The sequence below is a fragment of the Nocardia nepalensis genome, from assembly GCF_048910785.1.
GTDB classification, from domain to species: domain Bacteria; phylum Actinomycetota; class Actinomycetes; order Mycobacteriales; family Mycobacteriaceae; genus Nocardia; species Nocardia nepalensis.
In genome coordinates this window covers 1-19,866 of the sequence record NZ_JBKBET010000008.1, presented here as the reverse complement: position 1 = coordinate 19,866, position 19,866 = coordinate 1, and the positions used below count along the sequence as shown (strand labels likewise).

Annotated in this window: 18 protein-coding genes and 1 pseudogene; 5 read left to right on the top strand and 14 right to left on the bottom strand. The window is 65.8% G+C overall.

The genetic code is table 11. The features are described from left to right. Positions 1-81 precede the first annotated feature (81 nt). Positions 82-1,026: a phosphotransferase family protein gene (locus ACHQ4I_RS07465; protein ID WP_420770953.1), complete on the top strand. Its 945-nt coding sequence runs from the start codon at positions 82-84 to the stop codon at positions 1,024-1,026. A gap of 639 nt (positions 1,027-1,665) precedes the next feature. Here the strand turns inward: ACHQ4I_RS07465 and ACHQ4I_RS07460 are convergent. Further along, a complete protein-coding gene (locus ACHQ4I_RS07460; protein ID WP_420770952.1) occupies positions 1,666-2,442 on the bottom strand; it encodes an alpha/beta fold hydrolase in 777 nt (258 codons plus the stop codon). A 426-nt stretch (positions 2,443-2,868) separates the two neighbouring features. Continuing rightward, positions 2,869-3,429, bottom strand: a pseudogene (locus ACHQ4I_RS07455) (SDR family NAD(P)-dependent oxidoreductase); the annotation flags it as partial. Here ACHQ4I_RS07455 and ACHQ4I_RS07450 point away from each other — a divergent pair. Further along, positions 3,404-3,619 (top strand): hypothetical protein, encoded by a 216-nt coding sequence (locus tag ACHQ4I_RS07450; protein ID WP_420771126.1) that lies wholly within the window; start codon positions 3,404-3,406, stop codon positions 3,617-3,619. The pseudogene ACHQ4I_RS07455 and the gene ACHQ4I_RS07450 sit on opposite strands and share 26 nt — an antisense overlap. Positions 3,620-3,688: 69 nt before the next feature. Here ACHQ4I_RS07450 and ACHQ4I_RS07445 read toward each other — a convergent pair whose 3' ends face one another. Genes ACHQ4I_RS07445 through ACHQ4I_RS07435 form a run of 3 tightly spaced genes read right to left on the bottom strand, consistent with a single transcriptional unit; the run spans position 3,689 to position 7,534 of the window. Beyond that, the gene (locus ACHQ4I_RS07445) at positions 3,689-5,206 is read right to left on the bottom strand and encodes an APC family permease (RefSeq protein ID WP_420770951.1); all 1,518 of its coding nucleotides are present in this window, start codon (positions 5,204-5,206) and stop codon (positions 3,689-3,691) included. Positions 5,207-5,222: 16 nt separating this feature from the next. Further along, entirely contained in the window at positions 5,223-6,128 is a 906-nt protein-coding gene (eutC, locus tag ACHQ4I_RS07440; RefSeq protein ID WP_420770950.1) for an ethanolamine ammonia-lyase subunit EutC, read from the bottom strand. After that, complete coding sequence (locus ACHQ4I_RS07435) at positions 6,125-7,534, bottom strand: ethanolamine ammonia-lyase subunit EutB (RefSeq protein WP_420770949.1); 1,410 nt, start codon at positions 7,532-7,534, stop codon at positions 6,125-6,127. The genes eutC and ACHQ4I_RS07435 overlap by 4 nt, the downstream gene beginning before the upstream one ends. Positions 7,535-7,794: 260 nt before the next feature. Between ACHQ4I_RS07435 and ACHQ4I_RS07430 the strand changes: the two genes are divergently transcribed. Beyond that, positions 7,795-9,267 carry an APC family permease gene (locus tag ACHQ4I_RS07430; protein WP_420770948.1) on the top strand — a complete coding sequence of 491 codons (1,473 nt, stop codon included), beginning with the start codon at positions 7,795-7,797 and terminating at the stop codon, positions 9,265-9,267. A 5-nt stretch (positions 9,268-9,272) separates the two neighbouring features. Continuing rightward, on the top strand, positions 9,273-10,001 hold the full coding sequence (locus tag ACHQ4I_RS07425) for an IclR family transcriptional regulator (RefSeq protein ID WP_420770947.1): 729 nt from the start codon (positions 9,273-9,275) through the stop codon (positions 9,999-10,001). A 199-nt stretch (positions 10,002-10,200) separates the two neighbouring features. Here ACHQ4I_RS07425 and ACHQ4I_RS07420 read toward each other — a convergent pair whose 3' ends face one another. From ACHQ4I_RS07420 to ACHQ4I_RS07380, 9 genes are all read right to left on the bottom strand, one after another. Continuing rightward, the gene (locus ACHQ4I_RS07420) at positions 10,201-11,325 is read right to left on the bottom strand and encodes an MSMEG_0565 family glycosyltransferase (RefSeq protein ID WP_420770946.1); all 1,125 of its coding nucleotides are present in this window, start codon (positions 11,323-11,325) and stop codon (positions 10,201-10,203) included. After that, on the bottom strand, positions 11,325-12,176 hold the full coding sequence (locus tag ACHQ4I_RS07415; protein ID WP_420770945.1) for a carbon-nitrogen hydrolase family protein: 852 nt from the start codon (positions 12,174-12,176) through the stop codon (positions 11,325-11,327). The genes ACHQ4I_RS07420 and ACHQ4I_RS07415 overlap by 1 nt, the downstream gene beginning before the upstream one ends. 10 nt (positions 12,177-12,186) lie before the next feature. Next, positions 12,187-13,458, bottom strand: a complete 1,272-nt coding sequence (locus tag ACHQ4I_RS07410; protein WP_420770944.1) for an MSMEG_0569 family flavin-dependent oxidoreductase — start codon at positions 13,456-13,458, stop codon at positions 12,187-12,189. Further along, positions 13,455-13,775 (bottom strand): MSMEG_0570 family nitrogen starvation response protein, encoded by a 321-nt coding sequence (locus ACHQ4I_RS07405; RefSeq protein ID WP_420770943.1) that lies wholly within the window; start codon positions 13,773-13,775, stop codon positions 13,455-13,457. Before ACHQ4I_RS07405 ends, ACHQ4I_RS07410 begins: the two co-directional genes overlap by 4 nt. Further along, positions 13,768-14,691: a carbon-nitrogen hydrolase family protein gene (locus tag ACHQ4I_RS07400; protein WP_420770942.1), complete on the bottom strand. Its 924-nt coding sequence runs from the start codon at positions 14,689-14,691 to the stop codon at positions 13,768-13,770. The genes ACHQ4I_RS07405 and ACHQ4I_RS07400 overlap by 8 nt, the downstream gene beginning before the upstream one ends. After that, the gene (locus tag ACHQ4I_RS07395) at positions 14,688-16,151 is read right to left on the bottom strand and encodes an MSMEG_0567/sll0787 family protein (RefSeq protein WP_420770941.1); all 1,464 of its coding nucleotides are present in this window, start codon (positions 16,149-16,151) and stop codon (positions 14,688-14,690) included. Before ACHQ4I_RS07395 ends, ACHQ4I_RS07400 begins: the two co-directional genes overlap by 4 nt. Before the next feature lies 1 nt (position 16,152). Continuing rightward, positions 16,153-17,211 carry an MSMEG_0568 family radical SAM protein gene (locus ACHQ4I_RS07390; RefSeq protein WP_420770940.1) on the bottom strand — a complete coding sequence of 353 codons (1,059 nt, stop codon included), beginning with the start codon at positions 17,209-17,211 and terminating at the stop codon, positions 16,153-16,155. A gap of 10 nt (positions 17,212-17,221) precedes the next feature. Then, the gene (locus tag ACHQ4I_RS07385; protein ID WP_420770939.1) at positions 17,222-17,767 is read right to left on the bottom strand and encodes an MSMEG_0572/Sll0783 family nitrogen starvation response protein; all 546 of its coding nucleotides are present in this window, start codon (positions 17,765-17,767) and stop codon (positions 17,222-17,224) included. 531 nt (positions 17,768-18,298) lie between these two features. Further along, a complete protein-coding gene (locus ACHQ4I_RS07380) occupies positions 18,299-18,829 on the bottom strand; it encodes a dihydrofolate reductase family protein (RefSeq protein WP_420770938.1) in 531 nt (176 codons plus the stop codon). A gap of 200 nt (positions 18,830-19,029) precedes the next feature. Between ACHQ4I_RS07380 and ACHQ4I_RS07375 the strand changes: the two genes are divergently transcribed. Continuing rightward, a protein-coding gene (locus ACHQ4I_RS07375; RefSeq protein WP_420770937.1) for an IS5 family transposase occupies positions 19,030-19,853 on the top strand; the annotation gives its coding sequence in 2 pieces (ribosomal slippage) (positions 19,030-19,377 and positions 19,380-19,853; 822 coding nt in all). Positions 19,854-19,866 lie beyond the last annotated feature (13 nt).

The following is a 19,866-nucleotide window of genomic DNA, read 5'->3' as shown; positions in this document are numbered from 1 at the left end:
GCTTTCAGCCCGGAGAGATGGTCTTCGTATCCACCGGAAAACGGGGTGCGTGTTGTCTGGCGTGTGAGCCATCATTCGGACATGGACGTGTGGCAGGGCATCGGCGGCAGCAGGTTGGACTGGGGTTGTCTGCCGCCGCGGGTGCGCGGCGGGATCGAGGATGTCGTCGGTGCGCGGGTGATTGCCGCGCAGAGCAAACCCGGAGGGTTTTCCCCGGGGCTGGCTGCCCGGTTGCGCTTGTCCGATGGCAGGCGGGTGTTCGCCAAGGCGATGTCGGACTCGCCGAATCCGACAGGTCCGAGGCTGTTGCGTCGAGAGGCCGAGGTGCTCGACGGGCTTCCGGCGGGCTTGCCGGTCGCGTACCCGATCGGCCACTACGACGACGGCGACTGGGTGGCCCTGCTGCTGAGCGATATCGACGGCGATACGCCCGTGTTGCCGTGGCGTCCGCAGGAGTTGAACCGGGTGTTGGCAGCAGTGCATACCCTTGGTGAAGCATTGACCCCCAGCCCCATTCCGGCGCCGACCGTAGCTGAGCTGCTGGTCAACGATTTCGCACAGTGGCGCGCGCTCACCGAACGACCCTCGGCCGTCGAGCGGTTGCCGGACTGGGTCGGCGATCATCTGGATCTGCTTGCCGCTCTGGAGCACGGGTGGGCCGATGCCGCAGCCGGGCACACGCTGCTGCATATGGACCTGCGCGCGGACAACGTGCTGCTGACGGGCGAACAGGTTGTGATCGTGGACTGGCCGCACGCGGCGATCGGAGCGAACTGGATCGATCCGATGTGCATGGTGCCCAGCATCGCCATGCAAGACGGCGGCGACCCGGAAACCCTGTGGCAGCGCCTGCCTTACACGCGCACAATCGACCGCCGCAGCGTCAACGCCGTACTTGCCGCGCTCACCGGCTTTTTCCTGGTCAACTCACTCAAACCCCCGCCACCCGGCCTGCCACGGCTACGGGAATTCCAACGCCGACAAGGAGAATTCGCCCTATCCTGGCTCGAGAATCGACTCAGCTAAGGCTCTTCGAGACGTCGGCCGATGCCCGCACATCGTGCCGTTCACTTCGGATCACCTGGCGGGCGTATTGGACCTGTGCCACGTCGAGGTTGGCCGTCGTTTCCATCGATCACTTCAAGGCGCTGCAGCTCTTCGACCGCTGGCGGGCCTTCGGAAAGCCTGTCCTCGTGGGACCGAAGTTCCATTCGACGCTACCCGTCCATCGATGTCTATCGAGCCGTCTTCGACGTCGGAATTAGTTCCAGCACAACGCTTTCGGAGGGATTGGCGTCGCGCCCGCGCGACGATCGCACGTTCTGGAATCCCTGACCGCGCCGTGGGCTATTGACACACCGCGACTCCACGGTCAGCTCCTGCACCAGGCCTTCGGCGTATGCCGTGTCTCACGTTCGATATCACTGGAATGCACGGCATGCAGATGTCATCGATATCGAAAGTCTGTGCGCGAGAGGCGACTTGAACCAAATCTCTCGGCGGGTTCCGCGACGATGGGCACTGGGGAGAGGCTGCGGAACGGCAGCATGATGCCGGTCGAAGCTGTCACGTCTCCCGCGTCGTCGCGGTCTGTTCACATGGGGGGAGTCCGATCCGAAACCGCTGGCTTGTTGGCTGCGGGTAGTCGAGCAGATGTCGGCCCGCTCATTCCTCATCCGAACGCTGTCTCTGACCACCAGCGTGTTTTCGGAGAAAAGGCACGACATGTTCCAGGAACGCTGCCGGTCGTTCGTTGTACGGTTCGTGACCGGTCGGTAGCGACACCCATTGCGCGTGCGGTATCGCGCGCCGTGCTCGTCGCCCGTCGAGGGCGGACGGGACGACGGGATCGCGACGCCCCCAGATCAATAGCGTCGGCACGCTGACTCCCTCAGCCGAGGCGCTCAGGTCGAACGCCGGGTCTGTGAAGCTGCGCCACATGGAGGAGTACACGGCCAGGCGAGCGCGATCGTTCTTGATCTCCTTGGTACGGCGATAGGTTTCACGAGCACTGGGGGTTCTCAAACGGCCGAGATACGCCCGCGCCATGGGGCCGACCAGGTGCCTGGCAATGGATGGGCGACCGAATACCGATCGACACGCTGCGCGAGTGAGTGGGTTCTGCCTCGTGAAGCCGCCTGGGTCGACGAGCACCAGACTGGTGACCATGTCCGGTCGGAGTTGCGCGAGCCGGACCGCGACATAGCCTCCCACGCTGTTACCGATGATCGAAACCCGCTCGATCCCATGGGCGCTGAGGGTATCGAGCACCTCTCCCGCAACGTTGACCAGCGATGCGGCAGTGATCGTTTCCGGGGCATGGGCCGTTGAGTCGCCGTAGCCGGGCCAGTCGACCGTGGCAACGGTGTGCTCCGAGGTCAGGGCCGGCAACACCGCATCGAAATCCTGACTGTCGCCCGGATTGGCATGCAACAGCAGCACAGCTGAGGATCCTGCGTCGGGATGCCGAGCCAGCCGAAGCGCAACATCCCCCAGCACGGTCGGCGCAACAAGGGAGGTTGCCGCCGTTCCTGCGCCGCGCGGACCTGCAGTATTCGGATCAGTAGTCATGCTGCGCCCCGCTTCATCCGAATTCGTCGGCTGGTCAGATTTGCGACAATGACCGACCTGTCGGTCATATCGATTATCGCGCATCGCGATTCGCCCCCGCGGTCGAGTCCCCTCCACCCGGCCGCGGGATCACCTGTGTCAGGGGTGGCGAAACCGAACGCGCGCATGCCGATGAGCGATCCTTCTCATGCACGATGTGTGGATGCGTTCCACTTTCGCTGGCGTGGCGCAGTTGAGGGCTGTGCCTCGGGTCGCTGTATCTCGATAGCGTCGAACAGCGGCTGTCCGTTATGTGACTCAGTAATAGACCGGGCCGGGTACTCCGCCGCCCACTGCGATAGCGTCGCCAGTGATGGCGATGCTGCGCGGCGATGCGAGAAAGGTAACCACGTCGGCGACCTCTCGAGCGTCGATGACCCGGCGCACCGAGTTCTTTGTGAGGCCGGCTTCGAGTTCGGCGACCGTACTGCCGGATTCCTCGGCTTGCGCGGTCAAACGGTCGGTGAGGCGTTCGGTTCTGGTCAGGCCCGGATGCACGACCGTCACATTGACACCCTTCGGGCCGAGTTCGTCCGCGAGGTTCTTGGTCAAGGCGGATACGCTGACGTTGCGAATGGTCTGGGCGATGGAATTCGCCTGTCGCGCACCGAGTCCGCTGATATTGATGATCCGGCCCCAGCCTTGCGCGACGAAGTGTGGAGCGACCGCACGCGCGGTCCGCAGATAACCGAGCACTTTGATCTCGATCTCACGACGGACGATATCGTCGGTGGTCGCGGCCAGATCGGTGGGGGATCCGGCGCTCCACGGCGTTGCGGCGGAATTCACCAGAATGTCGACACCGCCCAATTCGGCGACGCACACCCGCTGCGGCGTCGTGACCGCGCTGCTGCACCGCCAGCTCGCCGACTTCGCGGCGCGCGGCGAGATCGTCGCCGGCCTGCGGGGCCACGCAGGGCGGGATCCACAACTGGACGCCGCGCATCGCATCCACCAATTAAGTGATGGTCCTACCAAAATCAATGTCTCGTTTGTCGGGTTTTTGTGATGACGGCGTCATCACGGGTGAGGAAACTCTCCTGGCCCGGAAACCGGGCCAGGAGAAGGAATCCAGATATCACCGCTCGTGCGATTCTTCGAGAACGGTCCGTCCGAGCATGGCGTAGCGGGCCGGGTCACGCTGTTTCAAGTACAGCGCGTAACCAATGCCGCACCCGGCGACGAGGGCCACCAGCCACGGGGTAGCGCGCAGCACCAGCGAGCCGGATTCGGTCCCGGCGGCGGTGCCCATGTTCACCACCAGCAGCACGACTACGCCCAGCATTGCCAGACCACCGAGCAGCGGCGCGACCAGTGTTTTGAACCAGTGCCGGGTCTCCGGGTGGTTGGTGCGGAAGTAGGCCAGCACTGCGAACGAGCACAGTGCCTGCACAACGAGGATGGCCATGGTGCCCAAGATGGCCAGCAGGGTGTAGGTGCCCGAGTAGGGGTCCTTCCCAGCCAGGCCGAAGGCCAACACCAATAGCGCGGCGACGATGGTCTGGACCAAGCCGGCGATATGCGGCGAGCCGTGCTCGGGGTGGGTGCGGCCGATCGTGCGCTGCAGGGCGGGCAGCACGCCTTCGCGGCCCAGGGCGTAGAGGTAGCGGGCGGCGCAGTTGTGGAAGGCCATACCGCAGGCCAACGAACCGGTCATCATCAGCCACTGCATCGCGGTGACCGCCCAGTGTCCGACGTAGGTGGTGGTCGGGTGGAAGAACACATTCATCGGGTTGTCCGAGCCGGCCAGGGCGACCGATTCGTCGAGTCCATTGCCGGACATGGCCATCCAGGACACCAGTACGTAGAACACGCCGACGCCGAGCACGGCGATCATGGTCGCTTTGGGGATGATCTTCTTGGGGTTCTTGGACTCCTCTCCGTACATGGCGGTCGACTCGAACCCGACCCAGGACCAGAACGCGAAGAACAGGCCCAGTCCCGCCGACGGCCCGGTGAACGCTGCGACCGGGTTCAGCGGCGACAACGAGAAGCCGTGCGGGCCACCGCCGTGGGCCGCCACGGCAGATGCCATCACCGCCAGCACCGTGATCTCGGTGAACAGCAGTACCACCAGCAGCTTCTCCGCCACCGCGACACCGAACCAGGTTCCGATCGCGTTGATCCCCAGCATCGCGATCGCGAACACCCACCACGGCACATGCGTATTGAACTGAGCCAGTACGGTATTGGTCCCGAAGCTGGCGAAGATGCCGACCAGCGACGGCTCGAACACCATGTACGCGAAGGTCGCCAGCAGGCCCGACGCCAGGCCGACAGTTCGGCCCAGACCGTGGGAGATGAACCCGTAGAAGGCGCCGGTGGCGGTGATGTGCTTGCTCATGGTGGTGAAGCCCACCGAGAACACCGCCAACACCGCCATGGCGATCAGGAACGCTGCGGGCGTGCCCTTGCCAGTGCCGGAGGAAATCATGAACGGCACGTTGCCGGTCATGGCGGTGATCGGCGCGGCGGTGGCGATGGCCATGAACACCACCCCGAGCAGTCCGATGGCGTTGGGTTTGAGTCGGTGCACGCCATCGGGTTCCGGCCCGGGCGACGGCGCGGCGGCCGCGCGGGTGATTTGCTGTGTCATCGAATTGCTCTCTCTGCTAGCTGTTTTCCGGTGTGGGGGTGATGCTGGGTGACTGACCTGGCGGCAGGGTCGGTGCGGATCGAGCCTTGATCGAGACGCCGGAGCGGCCGGTCCGGATCATCTGGTCGACCAAATCGCGGGCGATGACGGCGCCACCGGTGTAGCCGAGGCCATCGGGCGGATGGATGTTGGAGATGCAGTTGCGCTCGGAGTCGACCCGACCGGGACGTGGCTGGTAGGTGAGATAGATGCCGAGACTGTCGGCGACCGACAGCCCGGGCCGCTCCCCGATCACCACCAGCACCACCCGCGCACCGAGCGCCTGGCCGATGTGGTCACCCAGCGCAACCCGGGCCTGGGTGGCGAGCACCGGCGGCGCGAATGTGTAATCCGGCACGAACTCCCGAACGAGCGCGGCACACAACCCAGCGGCATGATCGTGGACCGCAGTGGCCGAGAGCCCGTCGCACACGACCAGCGCGAGGTCGGCGCCAGCGGGGGCCAGCTGCGTGAGATCGGCCGGTGTCCGGCCCAGATCGGGCCGGCGCAGGTACCGGTTGCGGTCCCCGGCGGCGCTACGCACGTGCACCGGGCTGCCCAGGCCGAGCCCGGCCAGCGTCGTACGCAGTGCGTCGGTGTCCAGTGCGGTACACACCGCATCGCGAGCCAGCGCATGCGATGCGCGCAGCGCCAGCACTTCCGTAGTGGCCAGGGTGTCACCGGCACGACGCAGCCCTATCCGGGCCTGGGTGTGGGCCCGCAGCGGCTGCCACGGATCAGCGGCCGCCGCACCGGAGACAGGCGGAACCTCGCTGGTACTGCCGAGGCCGGCGGAAGTTCTGGTGGGCAGGACGGTGCTGGTGGTGCTAGCGGGCTCGGCGAGCGGTAAAGCACCGGCATCGGGTGTGAATGCGGTGCTCATCGGGTACCGGCCAGCGCACGTAGCGGCGATGCGGCCGGACCTGCTGGAAGGACACGCCCCAACTCGTCGGCCATCCCCAGTTGGTGCAGCCATGCCTCGAACTCCGGCGCCGGTCGCAGCCCGCAGGTTCGGCGCAGGTACAGCACGTCATGGAAGGACAGGCTCTGGTAGCCGAGCATGGTGTCGTCGGACCCTGGCACGGTGATGACGAAGGCCGTCCCGGCGACCGCCAGCGCGGTCGCCAGCAGGTCCGCGTCATCGGCGTCGGCCTCGGCGTGATTGGTGTAGCAGACATCCACACCCATGGGCAGGCCGAGCAGCTTGCCGCAGAAGTTGTCCTCCAGTCCTGCCCGGGTGATCTGCTTGCCGTCATAGAGATATTCCGGGCCGATGAAGCCGACGACGGTGTTGACCAGCAACGGGTCGAAGGCGCGGGCGACACCGTAGGCGCGCGCCTCCAGGGTCTGCTGGTCGATCGGCCGGCCACCGGTGCCGCGGTGCGCGTCGGCCGACAGCGCGGCCCCCTGCCCGGTCTCGAAGTACATGACGTTGCGGCCGACGGTGCCACGGTTCAGCTGCTGCGCCGCCTCGTTGGCCTCTCGCAGCAGTTCGAGGGTGACACCGAACCCGCTATTGGCAGCCTCGGTACCCGCGATGGACTGGAACACCAGATCCACCGGTACGCCACGCTCGATCAGGTCGAGGGTGGTCGTGACGTGAGTCAGCACACAGGACTGCATCGGGATGCCGTACCGCAGCCTGATGTCGTCGAGCAGGTGCAACAGCTGCGCGATGGTGTCAGGGGCGTCGGTGGCCGGATTGATGCCGATCACTGCGTCACCGCAGCCCAGCAGCAGTCCGTCGAGGATACCGGCGGCGATACCACGTGGGTCGTCGGTGGGATGGTTGGGCTGCAGTCGAGTCGCGAGCCTTCCCGGCACGCCGATGGTGGTACGGAATGCCGCCTGCGGGGCGAACGACCGGGCGACGGTGATGAGATCCTGGTTCCGCATCAGCTTCGACACCGCTGCGGCCATCTCTGGGGTGATCCCGGGCGCGATCGCCGGAATTGTGAATTCCGCTGTGCCCGCAGTGACTTCAGTGAGCAACCAGTCGCGGAACGCCCCGACGGTCAGCCCGCCCACCGGCGCGAAGGCGGCAAGGTCGTGGGTGTCGACGATGAGCCGGGTCACCTCGTCGCTCTCGTACGGCACCACCGGCTCGTTCAGGAAATCGACAAGCGGTACCTCGGCGAGTCGCCATTGCGCCGCGACTCGTTCGGCATCCGATTCAGCTGCACACCCGGCCAATTCGTCTCCGGAACGCCCCGGAGTGGCCTTTGCCAGCAACTGGGCGAGGCCATCGAAACTGTATGTCCGTCCACCGATTACTTGCCGAAAGCTCACCGTGAAACCTGCCCTCTCGCACCCGTGACGGCACCGAGATGTGCGGTCCGTCGTGAATTCCGATGGGCCGAAACGCTAATGAGTTGCTGTTACGGCAATGTGGGGCCGCGATGACCGGCGCCGAGAATTATCGAACGAATATTTCTCAACCCCGGAAAGACTCCGGTAACCGTGAGTAACGAAAACGAAACGGGGGGCCAGCACACTGAGACTCTTTCGCGGGCGAACGGGCCCGCGGTGAAACAGAATGGCTGTCCCCGTTGAACGTACCCACATCGACACCACCACTGGTGGTCGACCGATCATCGATCAGCGGGCTGCGCCGCCGCACCCTGACCTTCGTTCCGGTGTTCGCGCAGTCGGTGGCCGCCATCGCACCGTCCGGGACCGCCGCGGTCACTCCGCCGTTCGTCATCGCCACCATCGGGGGCGGCGCGAGCGTGTTCGCCTTCCTCGCGGCCGCGGTGCTGACCTGGTGCATCGCCCTGGTCATTCGCCCGATGGCACAACGGCTCGCCGTCACCGGCGGGCTGTACACCTATGTGGCCAAGGGCCTGGGCCCGGTCGCAGCGATCCCGGTCGGCTGGTCGGCGATCGTCGGCTATGCCAGCGTCAGCGTGGCAGGACTGCTCGCTGTGGCCAGCTACCTCGGCAACGTCGAATCGATCACCAGCGCCGCGACCGGCGCGACCAGCGCCACCACCGCCGCGTTGACGGTCATCGCCGCCCTTGCCGCGGCCGTCGCACTGGTGCTGATGGTGCGCGGTATCCGATTGTCCGCGGTTGTCACCCTGCTCGTGGAATGCGTGTCGGCGGTGGCGATCCTGGCGCTGCTGGTTTACCTGCTCACCAACGCAGGACACAGCGCCGATATGCGTCAGGCTGTCGCCTGGCGGGGCGGTATCGGCGATTACGCGGACGGCGCCGTGGTAGCGATCAGCGCGTTCGTCGGCTTCGAGAGTGCGACAACGCTGTCGGCGGAGTCGTTCCGCCCGTTCCGCTCGGTCCCCAGGACACTGTTGTGGACACCGCTGGCAGCGGGCGTGATCTATCTGATCGCGGTCGGCGCCGAGGCCATCGCGCTGGTCATCGACCCCGCAACCGCCAGCGCCACACCGCTGTCGGATCTGCTGCTGCGCGACGATTCACCAATCCTGGCCATCATCCTCGACCTCGGCGTCGCCGCATCATTCTTCGCCTGCACCGTGGCCTCGCTCAACGCCCTGGTCAGGATCCTGTTCACGATGGGCCGCGAGGGAATCGCGCCGCGCGCGACCGGTCGCACGCATCCCCGGTTCCACACTCCGGTTCCGGCCATCCTAGGGACGATAGCCGTGGTCGCCGGATGCGCGATCGCGGTGCTGTGGTCGGCGGTGCCGCCGCAGGACGGCATCCGGCTGTTCCTGACCCTCAGCTCGTTCGGCTACCTGGGCTCCTATCTGGCCGCTTGCCTGGCCGGCCCGATACTGCTGCGCCGCATCGATGAACCGAGCAGAGCGTTGCTGGTGCTCGGGGTATCCGGCGCGGCAATGATGGTGCTGGTGGTCGTTGCTGCCGCATTCTCGCGCCAACCGGGCAACCAGGTCGTCGTCGCGACATATCTCACGATCATGCTGGCTGCGATCGTCTTCACGGCAGGCCTGCGCCGATTCGCGCCGGACCGGCTGCGCCGCGTCGGCATCTTCGACGAGCCACAATGCGAACAGCTGCTCCAGACCGCCATGTTCCGGTAGCCATCGTGAAGGATTCCCGGCGCAGCAACTCCGTTACCAACACGATCGCCATTCTGGAGATCGTGGCCGAATATGGCGTCGGGATCACCGCGAAGGAGATCGCACTGCGCCTGGACATGGCGCCCGCCACTGTTTATCGGCTGCTCAATTCCCTGGTTGCCGAGGAATTCCTGATCCGCACCGCCGACCTGCGCGGATTCGGTTTGGGCATGCGGTTGCGCGGACTCGCCGAAGCCCTGAACACCCCCACCGTACCGACCGCCGCCCGCCGCTGCCTCACCGAATTCCGCGACTCGACCCGATTCGCCGTAACCCTGATGCATTTCGGTCACAGCACTGTCCGGGTGATCGACCAGGACCCCGATCATCCGGTAACGGCCGAACGTCAACTCTCCAAACACCTGCACGCCTCCGCCGCCGGAAAACTCCTGCTGTCTTCCCGGACCCAATGGCGGCTGCTGATACCCGCTCCGGCCCGGCTCACCACACACACGCTCGTCGACCACGGCGCCCTCGCGGCGGACATCGAAACCATCCGCGGCAGCGGGTACGCCCGCGCTGCCGACGAACTCGTGCCGGGGTTGACCTGCTTGGCGTATCCAGTCCACAACGAGTCCGGAACCATCACCGGCGCACTGTGTCTCACCGGCCCCAGCAACCGGCTCGACACCCTCGAATCCCACAGCGAGCCCGCCCGCAAATACGCAACCTTGCTCGGGCCCCTGGTCTACTGACGACAACGATCCGCCGACACGAAGCGTTCGCTAGCGGTTTGTTCTGCCGAGCGGTGATCGCGGTTGGTCGGGCCCGTGAATCCGCCCGGTGAGTCCGGAGACTTATTGGTGTGACAGCTCGTCGGTGATGCGTTTGCTCCCGTCAAGTCGACGGTCCGGATCTGCATGCTGTTGGTGGGGATTCGCATGCTTGTCCGTGTCAGAGTGCGAGGGCTGAACTTCGGGTCCGCGTGCAATTCCGGTGGTTTCGATAGAAGTTCAGGTGTTCGTGTGCTGCTCGCTGCCAACTGAATTCGGCGGCGAGTGTTTTGCCGCGTTCGATTCGGGACGGATCCGGCCGTAGCGCCAGCGCCATGTTCTCCGCCATATGGGCAGGTGTGGCGGCATAGCGGACGGTGTCCCGGAATACTTCGTGCAGCACAGGAAGATCGCGGGCGACGACCGGAACACCGGCTGCCAGCGCCTCCATGGCGGCGAGCCCGAACCCCTCTTTGGTGGAGAAGAACGGGACCAGGTCTGCTCCAGCCATAAGTGCTGCTAGGTCGCGGTGGGCGACGGTACCGAGGATGACGGGCTGGATGCCGAGTTCGGCGACTCGGGCGTCGAAGCGAGCACGGTAGTCGCGGTAATCGAAAAGTGTTTCACCACCGGCGATTACGAGGTGAAGCTGTGGGTGATCGCGTCGTAGGAGTGCGAAGGCCTCGAGGAGGTCGATGCTGCCCTTGCGGGGTTCTATGCCGCCGAGGGCCAGTACGTAGCGACCGAGTCGATGCTGCCATGCGGTGCGCGCCGCGATTGCGTCGGGATGGTCGTCGGCGGCAGCGGCGAAGCGGTCGTATTCGACGCCGTTGGGAATGACGGTCGGTCGTAGCCCCCAGCGAACGCTGACTTCGGCTGCGACCGCGGCGGATACGCAGATGTGGGCGTAGGGCTCGACGATCGCACGTTCGTGGCAGCGGGCCAGTTCGGGGGTGGTGAACGTGTCGAGATGGTGAATGGTACGGATTCGGTTGTCGACCGCGTTGGCGCTGATGCAGTCCTGGGCATGCACGATGTCGTAGACGTCTGGGGTAAATGCTTCACGTAAGGCGTTGATGGAGCGAATGATTCGTGTGCCAACGGGTTCGGCGTCGATGCTTGCGAACGGGACCACCCGCAGATTTACCGACGGGTCGATCGGGCGGAAGAACGCACGGTCGCCGCCGCGGCCGAGTGTCCACACCGTGATATCGGCTCCGAGTCGGGCGAGGGCTTCGGCGAGATTGAGGGTGTGTACGACTCCGCCTCGGGGTTTGGTGGAGTAGGTGAGCAGTGCGATTCGCATCAGTGGCCGCCTTTGACGGTCATCAGGTTGTGGTACGCGTCGACTCGGCGTTCCTCCAGGTGCCGCAGCACGCGCCGGGCTCGGTCGACTTCGGCGTCGATGTCGATGTCGGCGACCGCGAGTCCGCCCTTGGACCAGGTTTTGGCGAGGATGTCGCCGCCGGGGCCGATCACCTTGGCTTGGCCGAGGAAGCGCAGGTTGCCGGTGATCCCCGTCTGGTTGGAGGAGGCGAGGACGACCTGGTTCTCGGCGGCGCGGGCTTGGTCGTAGAGGTCGAACAGGCGGGACTGTCGATCGTTGGGCATGCGGGAGGCGCGATCGGTGACGCTGGCGGGCCAGGCCGACAGGGCGGCGATGGTCCGGGCACCATCGAGAGCGAGAGCGCGTGCGGATTCCGGAAAGGTCTTGTCATAGTCGATGAGCATTCCGATCCTGCCGACCGGGGTGTCGAACGCCGCGAAGCGATCTCCCGCGGCATAGGCAAGGTGCTCTCCGGCGGGCTGGTGCACCTTGCGGTGGCGGCCCAGGACACCGTCTCCGGTGAGGCATACCGCGGCGTTGTAGCGGGCGCCGTCGGCGTGTTCGGCGTAGCCGACACAGATGGTCATGCGCCCGGCCAGTCGGCACAGCAGGCGAATTTCGGGTCCATCGGGGTCGATCGCCTCGGGCCCGGTGGCCGGATCCGGGTTGCGCAGGTCTCCGATGTAACCGCCGAGTGTGGCATCGGGCAACACGAGCAGGTCGACACCGTCCTCGGTGAGCCGGTCGACGATACCGGTGATCTTGTCCAGGGCTCGGGCGATGTCGGCACCGAAATGTGCTGCGACGGCAGCTATTCGGGTGACAGCCATGGAATCCGCCTCACGCCGCCGCGGTGGCACGGGCCGTGACGGTGACCTGGTCGGCGAGGTGCTCGGCGTCGCGGGCGATGGCGGCGAAGCGGCCCGAGCCCCAGGTGTACAGCCACGGCAGTCCCAGGAAAAACAGTCCCGGTGTGGTGGTGACGCCGCGGTTGTGGCACGGATGACCTTCACCGTCGAAGACGCCGACGCGCAGCCATCGATAGTCGGTCCGGAAGCCGACCGACCAAACGACCGAGGTGATATCCCTTGCGGCCAAATCGAGTTCGGTGATCTCGCGCTCGGGCCGCCACACTGGCCGATACCGTGGTTCGGTGGGCGCGTCGATGCCGGCGCGGGCGATGTAGGCGTCGATGGAGTCCTTGATGCCCTCGGCGGTGGCATCGGCGGCATCGAGGTCTTTCTCCAGTGTCGGTTCGAAACGTGCTGCGCCGTCGGTGACGTCGACCATCCGCCCATACAGAGCCATCCCTTCGACCGCGAATTGGCGCAGGTCGATGTCGCGGCCGCCGCCGCGGCCGGTGACGTAGTGGTTGGTGTTTTCGCGTTTGCCGAGGCCGCCGGGCTGGTCTTCGATGGGGATGTCGTAGTGGCCCATGTCCTGTAGCCAGGCCACACAGTCGCGACCCCGGTAGAAGCGGGCGACCCGGGGTGCACCACCGACCGCGAGATGCACCCGCCGACCTTCCAGGTGCAGGTCCTCGGCGATCTGGGCGCCCGATTGGCCCGTGCCGACGACGAGTACGGCGCCGTCGGGAAGTTCAGCGGCGCTGCGGTATTCGGCGGAATGCAGTTGGTGAATCGAGCTCGGCAGCCGCTCGGCGAAGCGCGGAATCGTCGGCGTGTGGTAGCCGCCGACCGCAACCACCACCTGGCCGGAATGCAGGGAACCACAGGTTGTTTCGATGTCGAAGCCGCCACCCGCCGCGACGGTCACCGCGGTGACTTCGACGTGTTCACGGATCGGCGGAGCGAAGGTGTCGGCGTAGTCGCGCACCCACGCATAGACCTCGTCGCGTTTCATGAACCCGTGCGGGTCCGGTCCGTTGTAGCTGTAACCGGGCAATACGCATTGCCAGTTCGGGGTGACGAGAGTGAAGTTGTCCCAACGGGTATCGCGCCATTCGTGGGCGATGGTGTCTCGTTCGAGGACTACGTGGTCGATGCCGCGGGCGGTCAGGTGCCAGCTCATGGACAATCCGGCCTGCCCGCCGCCGATCACGACGACGTCGCGGTGTTCCACGGCGGAAACCGAATCTGCTTGCGGGGTCATGGTTTTCCTCCAGAGGTCGCCGCCTGCACGGACGATGGGCTCATCGAGAGCACTCGCACAGTTCCCGGTGAGGTACGGGCTTGCGCGGCAGATGCTTCGATGGCGTCGAGCGTCTGCATGGCTGAGCTGCAGTAGAAGCCGAACTTCTCCTTCACACGTTCGGCCGCGATGGTCAGTGCTGTTGAGACCCGGATGAGGAAGTCGTCGATCGGATAGTCGGCACCGGCGGCCAGATGGTCGTGGATCACCAGCGAAGGTGAATAGCAGGACTGGACAGTGCCGTTCGGCCAGCGGATGTCGCAGGTCATCTCAGGCATGGACGGACTCCAGCTGTTCGGCTGCGGCGGGCTGTCCGACTACACCGTGCCGCGCGACCACGCTGTGGTAGATCTCCGGGCGGCGATCGCGCAGGTTGTACATGCCGCCGCCGCGCGCCAATTCGAGGACGTGCTCGACATCGACCGTCGCGGTCGCCAGACCGGGTTCGACGCCGGTCGTGGCGAGAATGTCGCCGCCGGGACCAACGATCTTGGCGCTGCACACGAAGCGCAGGGAGCCGAAGGTGCCGGCCTGGTTCGATGCGACCCACACCAACTGGTTCTCGACTGCGCGGGCGCGGTCGAAGATGTCGAAGCGCTGGGTCCAGCGGTCGTCCTCGAGGCGTTCGGCGGTCGCGGTGCGGGCGGTCGGCCAGGCCGAGAGCGAGGTGATGATCTCCGCACCGTCCAATGCCAGGGCGCGTGCGGCTTCGGGGAAGGCCTTGTCGTAGCAGATTTGCATGCCCATCCGGCCGATCGGGGTGTCGAAGGCGCGGTATTCGGATCCGGCCGCGTAGCAGAGGTTTTCGCCGAGCGGCTGATGCACCTTGCGATAGGACCCGAGGACGCCGTCGCCAGTGAGGGTGACAGCGGCGTTGTAGCGGAGGTCGCCATCGGCCTCGCAGAAGCCGAGCGTGACGACGATCTCGCCGGCCATGTCGGCGACGCGGCGCAGTTCCGGCCCGTCGAGGGCGAGGGCGGGCGGCAGGCTGCGCAGGCGGCGCTGCTTGGCCTCCTCACTTTCCCCGCCGCCGCCCAGGCTCGGGAGGTAACCGCCCAGGCAGGCTTCGGGCAGCACGAGCAGCCGACTGCCGCGCTCGCGGGCTCGATCGATCAGTGTGCCGATGGTGGCATAGCAGGCGTCCATGTCGCGGCCGAATTCGGCGGCGGCGACGGAAATGGTGAGTTCGGTCATGAGTGTCCCAATCCAGTAACGGTGCCGGGCACCGCGTTGGTGGTTGTTCCGTCCGGCCAGCGCAGTCGCACACCGGGTGCCGCGGTGAGCGTCCCGCAGACCGTGGAGGTCGCCGGTCCGGGAGTCGCGATCGCCGCGCCCCGACGGTCAGCGGTGAGCATGGCGAATCCGGGAAAGCAAGTGAGCCAGTCCGCGAGCGCAGCGTCAGCAGGCCGGGGGATTCGCGCCACGTCGAGCTCGATACCGACGCCGGACGCTTCGGCGAGCATGCCCGCTGTTCCGGCGATACCCGCCATGCTCACGTCCTTGGCTGCGGCCGGGTTGGTGGCGGCGACGAACCGGCCCAAGTCCCGCAGCTCCGTGCTCGTGCGATGGGATGACGAATCCCATTGACGGCCTTGGTATCCGGTACGCCAACGGCCGCCCAGGTCGGCGGTCAGACGGAGCTCGTCGCCGACCTTGCCGCCGCCTCCGGGCACCGGTCGCGGGGTGCGGCCGAGCGCGATCACCGACAGCGCGGCGGGACCGAGCTGGGTGTGTCCGCCCAGGATCGGCACTCCCCACCTGTCGCTGGCTTGCGCGAGGCCGCGCAGGATCCGGATCAGCAGCGAGCGGGTGGGTGCGGCGACCGCATCGAGAAGCCCGACCGGTTCGGCGCCCATCGCGGCCAGGTCGTTGAGATTGACCAGGGCCGAGCACCATCCGGCCCATTCCGGATCGCGTTCGACCATCGACGGGATGATCGCATCGCATGCGGCGATCAGGTCGCTGCCCGGTACCGGCGCGCCGTCATCACCACGGAATCCGGTGCCGCCCAACGTCATCGGCTGATCGCCGAGGCCGTTCAGCAGCGGGCCGAGCATCGCTTTGGTGGACTGGGCCAGGCGCTCGATGCGATCGATGGGCCAGCGCATCCAGACATGTGCAGCGCCGCCGATCTCCGTATCGCCCAACCGAATCCAGCCCAGGTGGGTGAACATCGCGGCATGGCGAGCTTGCACCGTGGCCTCGAAGCGCAGGACATTATTGCTCTCCGCGTAGGCGCATGCGGCATGCACCAGGGCATTGCCGACGCCGCGCGTGCGGCGACCGCAGTCCACGACGAGTCGGCTACCGGTCCACCAGCCGAGATTCTCGGCGGTGGCCGGGGCGAGCCGCACGCCGCCGAGCACCGATCCGTCCGGCGTCGAGGCGACGAGCACGATTGTGCGCGGATCATCGTCCACGTCGTCGGAATCAGTGCCCTGGAACAGACCCTGTTCCACCACGAAATTCTGGCGGCGCAGCGCCCGGTAGGCAGCGAGCTGGCGGGTGTTCGCCGGGCGAATCAGGAATCCGTCCGCCGGTTCCGCCGGATACGGATGCCCGGACAGCACACAGTAATCGGGTGACAGAGCGCCTGCTGCCACGGAGACGTCGAGCCACGAGAGCTGTGCGCCAGCGGTTTCGATGGTGGTCATGTCAGCCTCCAGCGGTCTGCAGTACGCTGCACGCCCCGCACGCCGCACACCCTGCCTTCTGCTGCGCGCCGAGCATTCCGGCAACCCGCAATTCCTGTGCGACCCTGCGGGTCACGTCTTCGAGGAGACGCGGCGGGGGTGCGGTCGCGCCGTCGACATCGACGGCGAGGGTGCCGTTCAGCGGCCGGAACGGCACGATGAACGGATACACCCCCATCGCGATCAATTCCTTTGCACCGGCGACCAATTCGTCCGGATCCTCACCGAGGCCGACGAGCAGGTACGTGGACACCTGATTGCGGCCGAACACGCGCACGGCCTCGGCCCACGCCGCCCGGTATTCGGCCAGAGGCACGGTCGATTTGCCCGGCATCCATCGGCCGCGCACCTCGTCGTCCAGGGATTCGACGTGAATGCCGATGGAATCCGCACCGGCTTTCCGCAGTTCGGTGAGAACGGCCAAGTCTGCGGGCGGCTCGCATTGCACCTGGATCGGCAGATCCGGCACCGCCGCTTTCACCGCGCGGACGCAGCGGGCCAGATGCCTAGCGCCACGGTCTTTACCGGCCGAGGTGCCGGTGGTCATCACCATCTGGCGCACCCCGTCGAGCCGGACCGCGGCCTCGGCGACTTCGGCAAGCTGGTCGGGTCGTTTGACCGCGATCGTGTGGCCCGCGTCGAGTGATGCTTCGATGGCGCAGAACCGACAGCGTTGGTCTTCCGCATACCGGATGCAGGTCTGCACCACCGTGGTGGCGAGCACGTCGGCGCCGTGTAGTTTGGCGATCTGCTCGTAGGACACGCCGTCAGCGGTGCTCCGGTCGTAGAACCGGGGGCGCCATACCGGCTCGACGGAGACGCCCAGGTCCGCTCCGTCGAGCAGCAAGCGGTCGCCCCGCAGGGTGTACGGACTGTCGGACCGGATGGGAATGGCAGCGCCGGCACCCCCGAACAGCACATGACCGTCGTCGCTGGGCCCGGCTCCGGAACGGCGCTGCACGGGCACGTCGACGCGGATGCCGAGTAGCGCGAGGTCTACTCGTGTGGATATCTCGGTCATGGCGCCCGACCTACACCTGATAGGTGGAGTTGATGATGGCGCCCTTGCGCGCGTAGTGGATGAGCGCGTCCTGTACATCCAGCGGATGCGCGGGAATGACCCCCTCGATGAGGTCCTCTTCCCGGGCACCGTGCAGGGCCAGGCCGAACCGGCAGGCGAACACCTTGCCGCCCTCCTTGATGAAGGTTGCCAGCGCCTCGTTGATGTTCTGCTCGCCGGGGAACCCGCTGTCTCCGGTGGTCGGAAACCCGCGGGTCGCAACGCAGTTGATCGCACCAGGGCCGTAGAAGTAGATCGCCGATTCGAAGCCCTTGCGCAGTGCGCGGGTCGCCTGCAGCACAGCCACGAAACTCACCGACGACTCGTGCGCGATACCGTGCACGAGCGTGAAATAGGTTTCGCCCGCCTCGGCCCGATAATCGGGGAATATCTTGGTGGAGCCATAGATATTGGTACCTTTCGGCAGCGCCGGGTGCGGGATTTCGGCCAGCGACTTCGCGATGTTCTCCTCGATCGCCTTGTCGATCTCGGAAGTCGACTTCGTGGGTGCGGACATCTGATTCGTCTCCCTACGCGCAATGGAATTGGAATCGGCGAGAGGCGTATCGCCGTTCGAAAGTTGCTCACCGATGAATCGAGTTGACTCCCGAAGTGTTTCCAGTTGGTCACGCGCGGAAGAATTGGACGTTGCCGAGTGTTCACTGTCGCCAACGGGTGCGCGGTCGTCCTATTCCGCTGTGCGGCAACGGAATACGACAGATGGGCCGAGTAGTTGACCATGCCGAGTATTGCGTCGAGTCGGTGCGGTGTAATCGTCGTTCTGGTCTTTTCGGCACTGTGTTAACTGTCGCCACATGTCCTCGCGCGCGATCTGTAACATCTACGACACCGCTACTGCCCGGTAATATTGACTACCGCACGGGTAATCGAAGCCCGCGACTCTCGAACGCGTCGATGCGCCAATTGTCGGAGCCAGTTCATCCCCTTAGACCGTGTCTTACGTGGTTGTAGCGTCTGATGCTGCGTTCATAAGTCTCCGGTGGACTTCGTGGGGCTCCTTGTATGAAGCGCGGGGGAGTTACCGCTGTCAGTGGTGCGGCAGCACTCGGTAGACGATCTCCACGCCACCGCCGTCCAACGGCCGTGAACTCTCGAATTCCAAACTGGTCTGCGGGTTCAGCGAATCGGTCAGGCGCATGCCGCTGCCGACGAAGAACGGTAGGACCACGAGTTCGAGTTTGTCGAGAACGCCGAGGGCGCGGTAGGTCTCGATAGTGCCGGGGCCGCCGATGAGGTGCACGTCGCCGCCGCGATTGGCCGCGCGGATCTTCTCCAGCAGCCGCTGCGGATCGTCGTCGACGGTCACATCGTCTGGAGTGCCCTCGGGCCAGTGCGAGCCGAGCACGAAGACGTCCAGGTCCGGCCAGGGCCAGCGATCGGCGGTGAGGGCGGGTTCAAAGGTGGTGCGGCCCATCAGGGCGGCCTCGCAGGTCTTCAGGAATTCGGCGATACCGTGACTGCCCGGGCCGTGCACCGGATCGATGACCTGAGGTGGCCAGCCGTCCGGAGTCGTCACATAGCCGTCGGCGGTCATACACAGGCGAGCCAGGATTTGCACGAGTTCGTCCTTTCGTCGAGTCACAGAGGAGACGGCGCCTGCTGCCGAAACTCATCGGCGGACGCAGAAGAGCATGACCGGGATCGTGCACCAGATCCTGGACTGTATTCCGGGCCGCCCGATCGGCAACCACGCTGCCGAGCAGGTCGTCAGCGCAATCGGCTGCGTCGGATCCGGTTGTGCTGCATGGTGTTCGGTTTGTGACCGACGAGTTGTCGAAACGTCTTGTGCCGGACGAGTTGTGGACTCTGGCCGAGCCATTATTGCCCGAGTTCACGCCGCGCCCGCAGGGTGGTGGCACCGCGCCGACCGATGAGCGGGTGGTGTTCACGGCGGTGGTGTTCGTGGTGACCAGCGGCTGCGCTTGGCGGATGCTACCGCCGTCGTTCGGCGTGACCGTCCCGACGGCGCATCGCCGGTTCAGCGTGTGGACCGAGGCCGGTCTGTGGCGGCGTCTACATCGCGCCGTGCTGGACGAGTTGGGCAGCGCAGGCTTGATCGACTGGTCGCGGGCGGTGATCGACGCGGCGTCGGTGCGAGCGAAAAAGGGGGATCCATGACCGGTCCGAGCCCGGTCGACCGCGGTAAGTCCGGCTCGAAGATCCACGTGTTGTCCGACCGTGCGGGAATCCCTCTGTCCGTGGGGATTTCGGCCGCCAACACCAACGACGCCGAGGCATTGAAACCGCTCGTGAAAGCACTGCCCGCCATACGATCGCGGCGTGGCCCGCGTCGGCGCAAGCCCGGCAAGCTGCACGCCGATAAAGCCTACGACACCGCGGACCTGCGGCGATGGGTGCGTGACCGGGCCATCGCGGTACGGATCGCACGAAAGGGCATCGAATCGTCCGAGCGCCTCGGCTGTCACCGCTGGGTGATCGAACCGACGATTTCCTGGCTGACCGGATACCACCGGCTCAACATCCGCTACGACCGCAAAGCTACACACTTCCTCGCCTTCCTCACCCTCGCCGCCACGCTCACCTGCTACAAGAAACTCACGAGGGCGAAATCAGCGACATGAGACACGGTCTTAG

Coding starts and splice junctions, on each gene's coding strand:
- ACHQ4I_RS07410 (WP_420770944.1), bottom strand. CDS start 13,458: ATGACCCCGCAAGCAGATTCGGTTTCCGCCGTGGAACACCGCGACGTC.
- ACHQ4I_RS07465 (WP_420770953.1), top strand. CDS start 82: ATGGACGTGTGGCAGGGCATCGGCGGCAGCAGGTTGGACTGGGGTTGT.
- ACHQ4I_RS07400 (WP_420770942.1), bottom strand. CDS start 14,691: ATGACCGAACTCACCATTTCCGTCGCCGCCGCCGAATTCGGCCGCGAC.
- ACHQ4I_RS07415 (WP_420770945.1), bottom strand. CDS start 12,176: ATGGCTGTCACCCGAATAGCTGCCGTCGCAGCACATTTCGGTGCCGAC.
- ACHQ4I_RS07395 (WP_420770941.1), bottom strand. CDS start 16,151: ATGACCACCATCGAAACCGCTGGCGCACAGCTCTCGTGGCTCGACGTC.
- ACHQ4I_RS07385 (WP_420770939.1), bottom strand. CDS start 17,767: ATGTCCGCACCCACGAAGTCGACTTCCGAGATCGACAAGGCGATCGAG.
- ACHQ4I_RS07390 (WP_420770940.1), bottom strand. CDS start 17,211: ATGACCGAGATATCCACACGAGTAGACCTCGCGCTACTCGGCATCCGC.
- ACHQ4I_RS07405 (WP_420770943.1), bottom strand. CDS start 13,775: ATGCCTGAGATGACCTGCGACATCCGCTGGCCGAACGGCACTGTCCAG.
- ACHQ4I_RS07420 (WP_420770946.1), bottom strand. CDS start 11,325: ATGCGAATCGCACTGCTCACCTACTCCACCAAACCCCGAGGCGGAGTC.
- ACHQ4I_RS07450 (WP_420771126.1), top strand. CDS start 3,404: ATGTCGACACCGCCCAATTCGGCGACGCACACCCGCTGCGGCGTCGTG.
- eutC (WP_420770950.1), bottom strand. CDS start 6,128: ATGAGCACCGCATTCACACCCGATGCCGGTGCTTTACCGCTCGCCGAG.
- ACHQ4I_RS07445 (WP_420770951.1), bottom strand. CDS start 5,206: ATGACACAGCAAATCACCCGCGCGGCCGCCGCGCCGTCGCCCGGGCCG.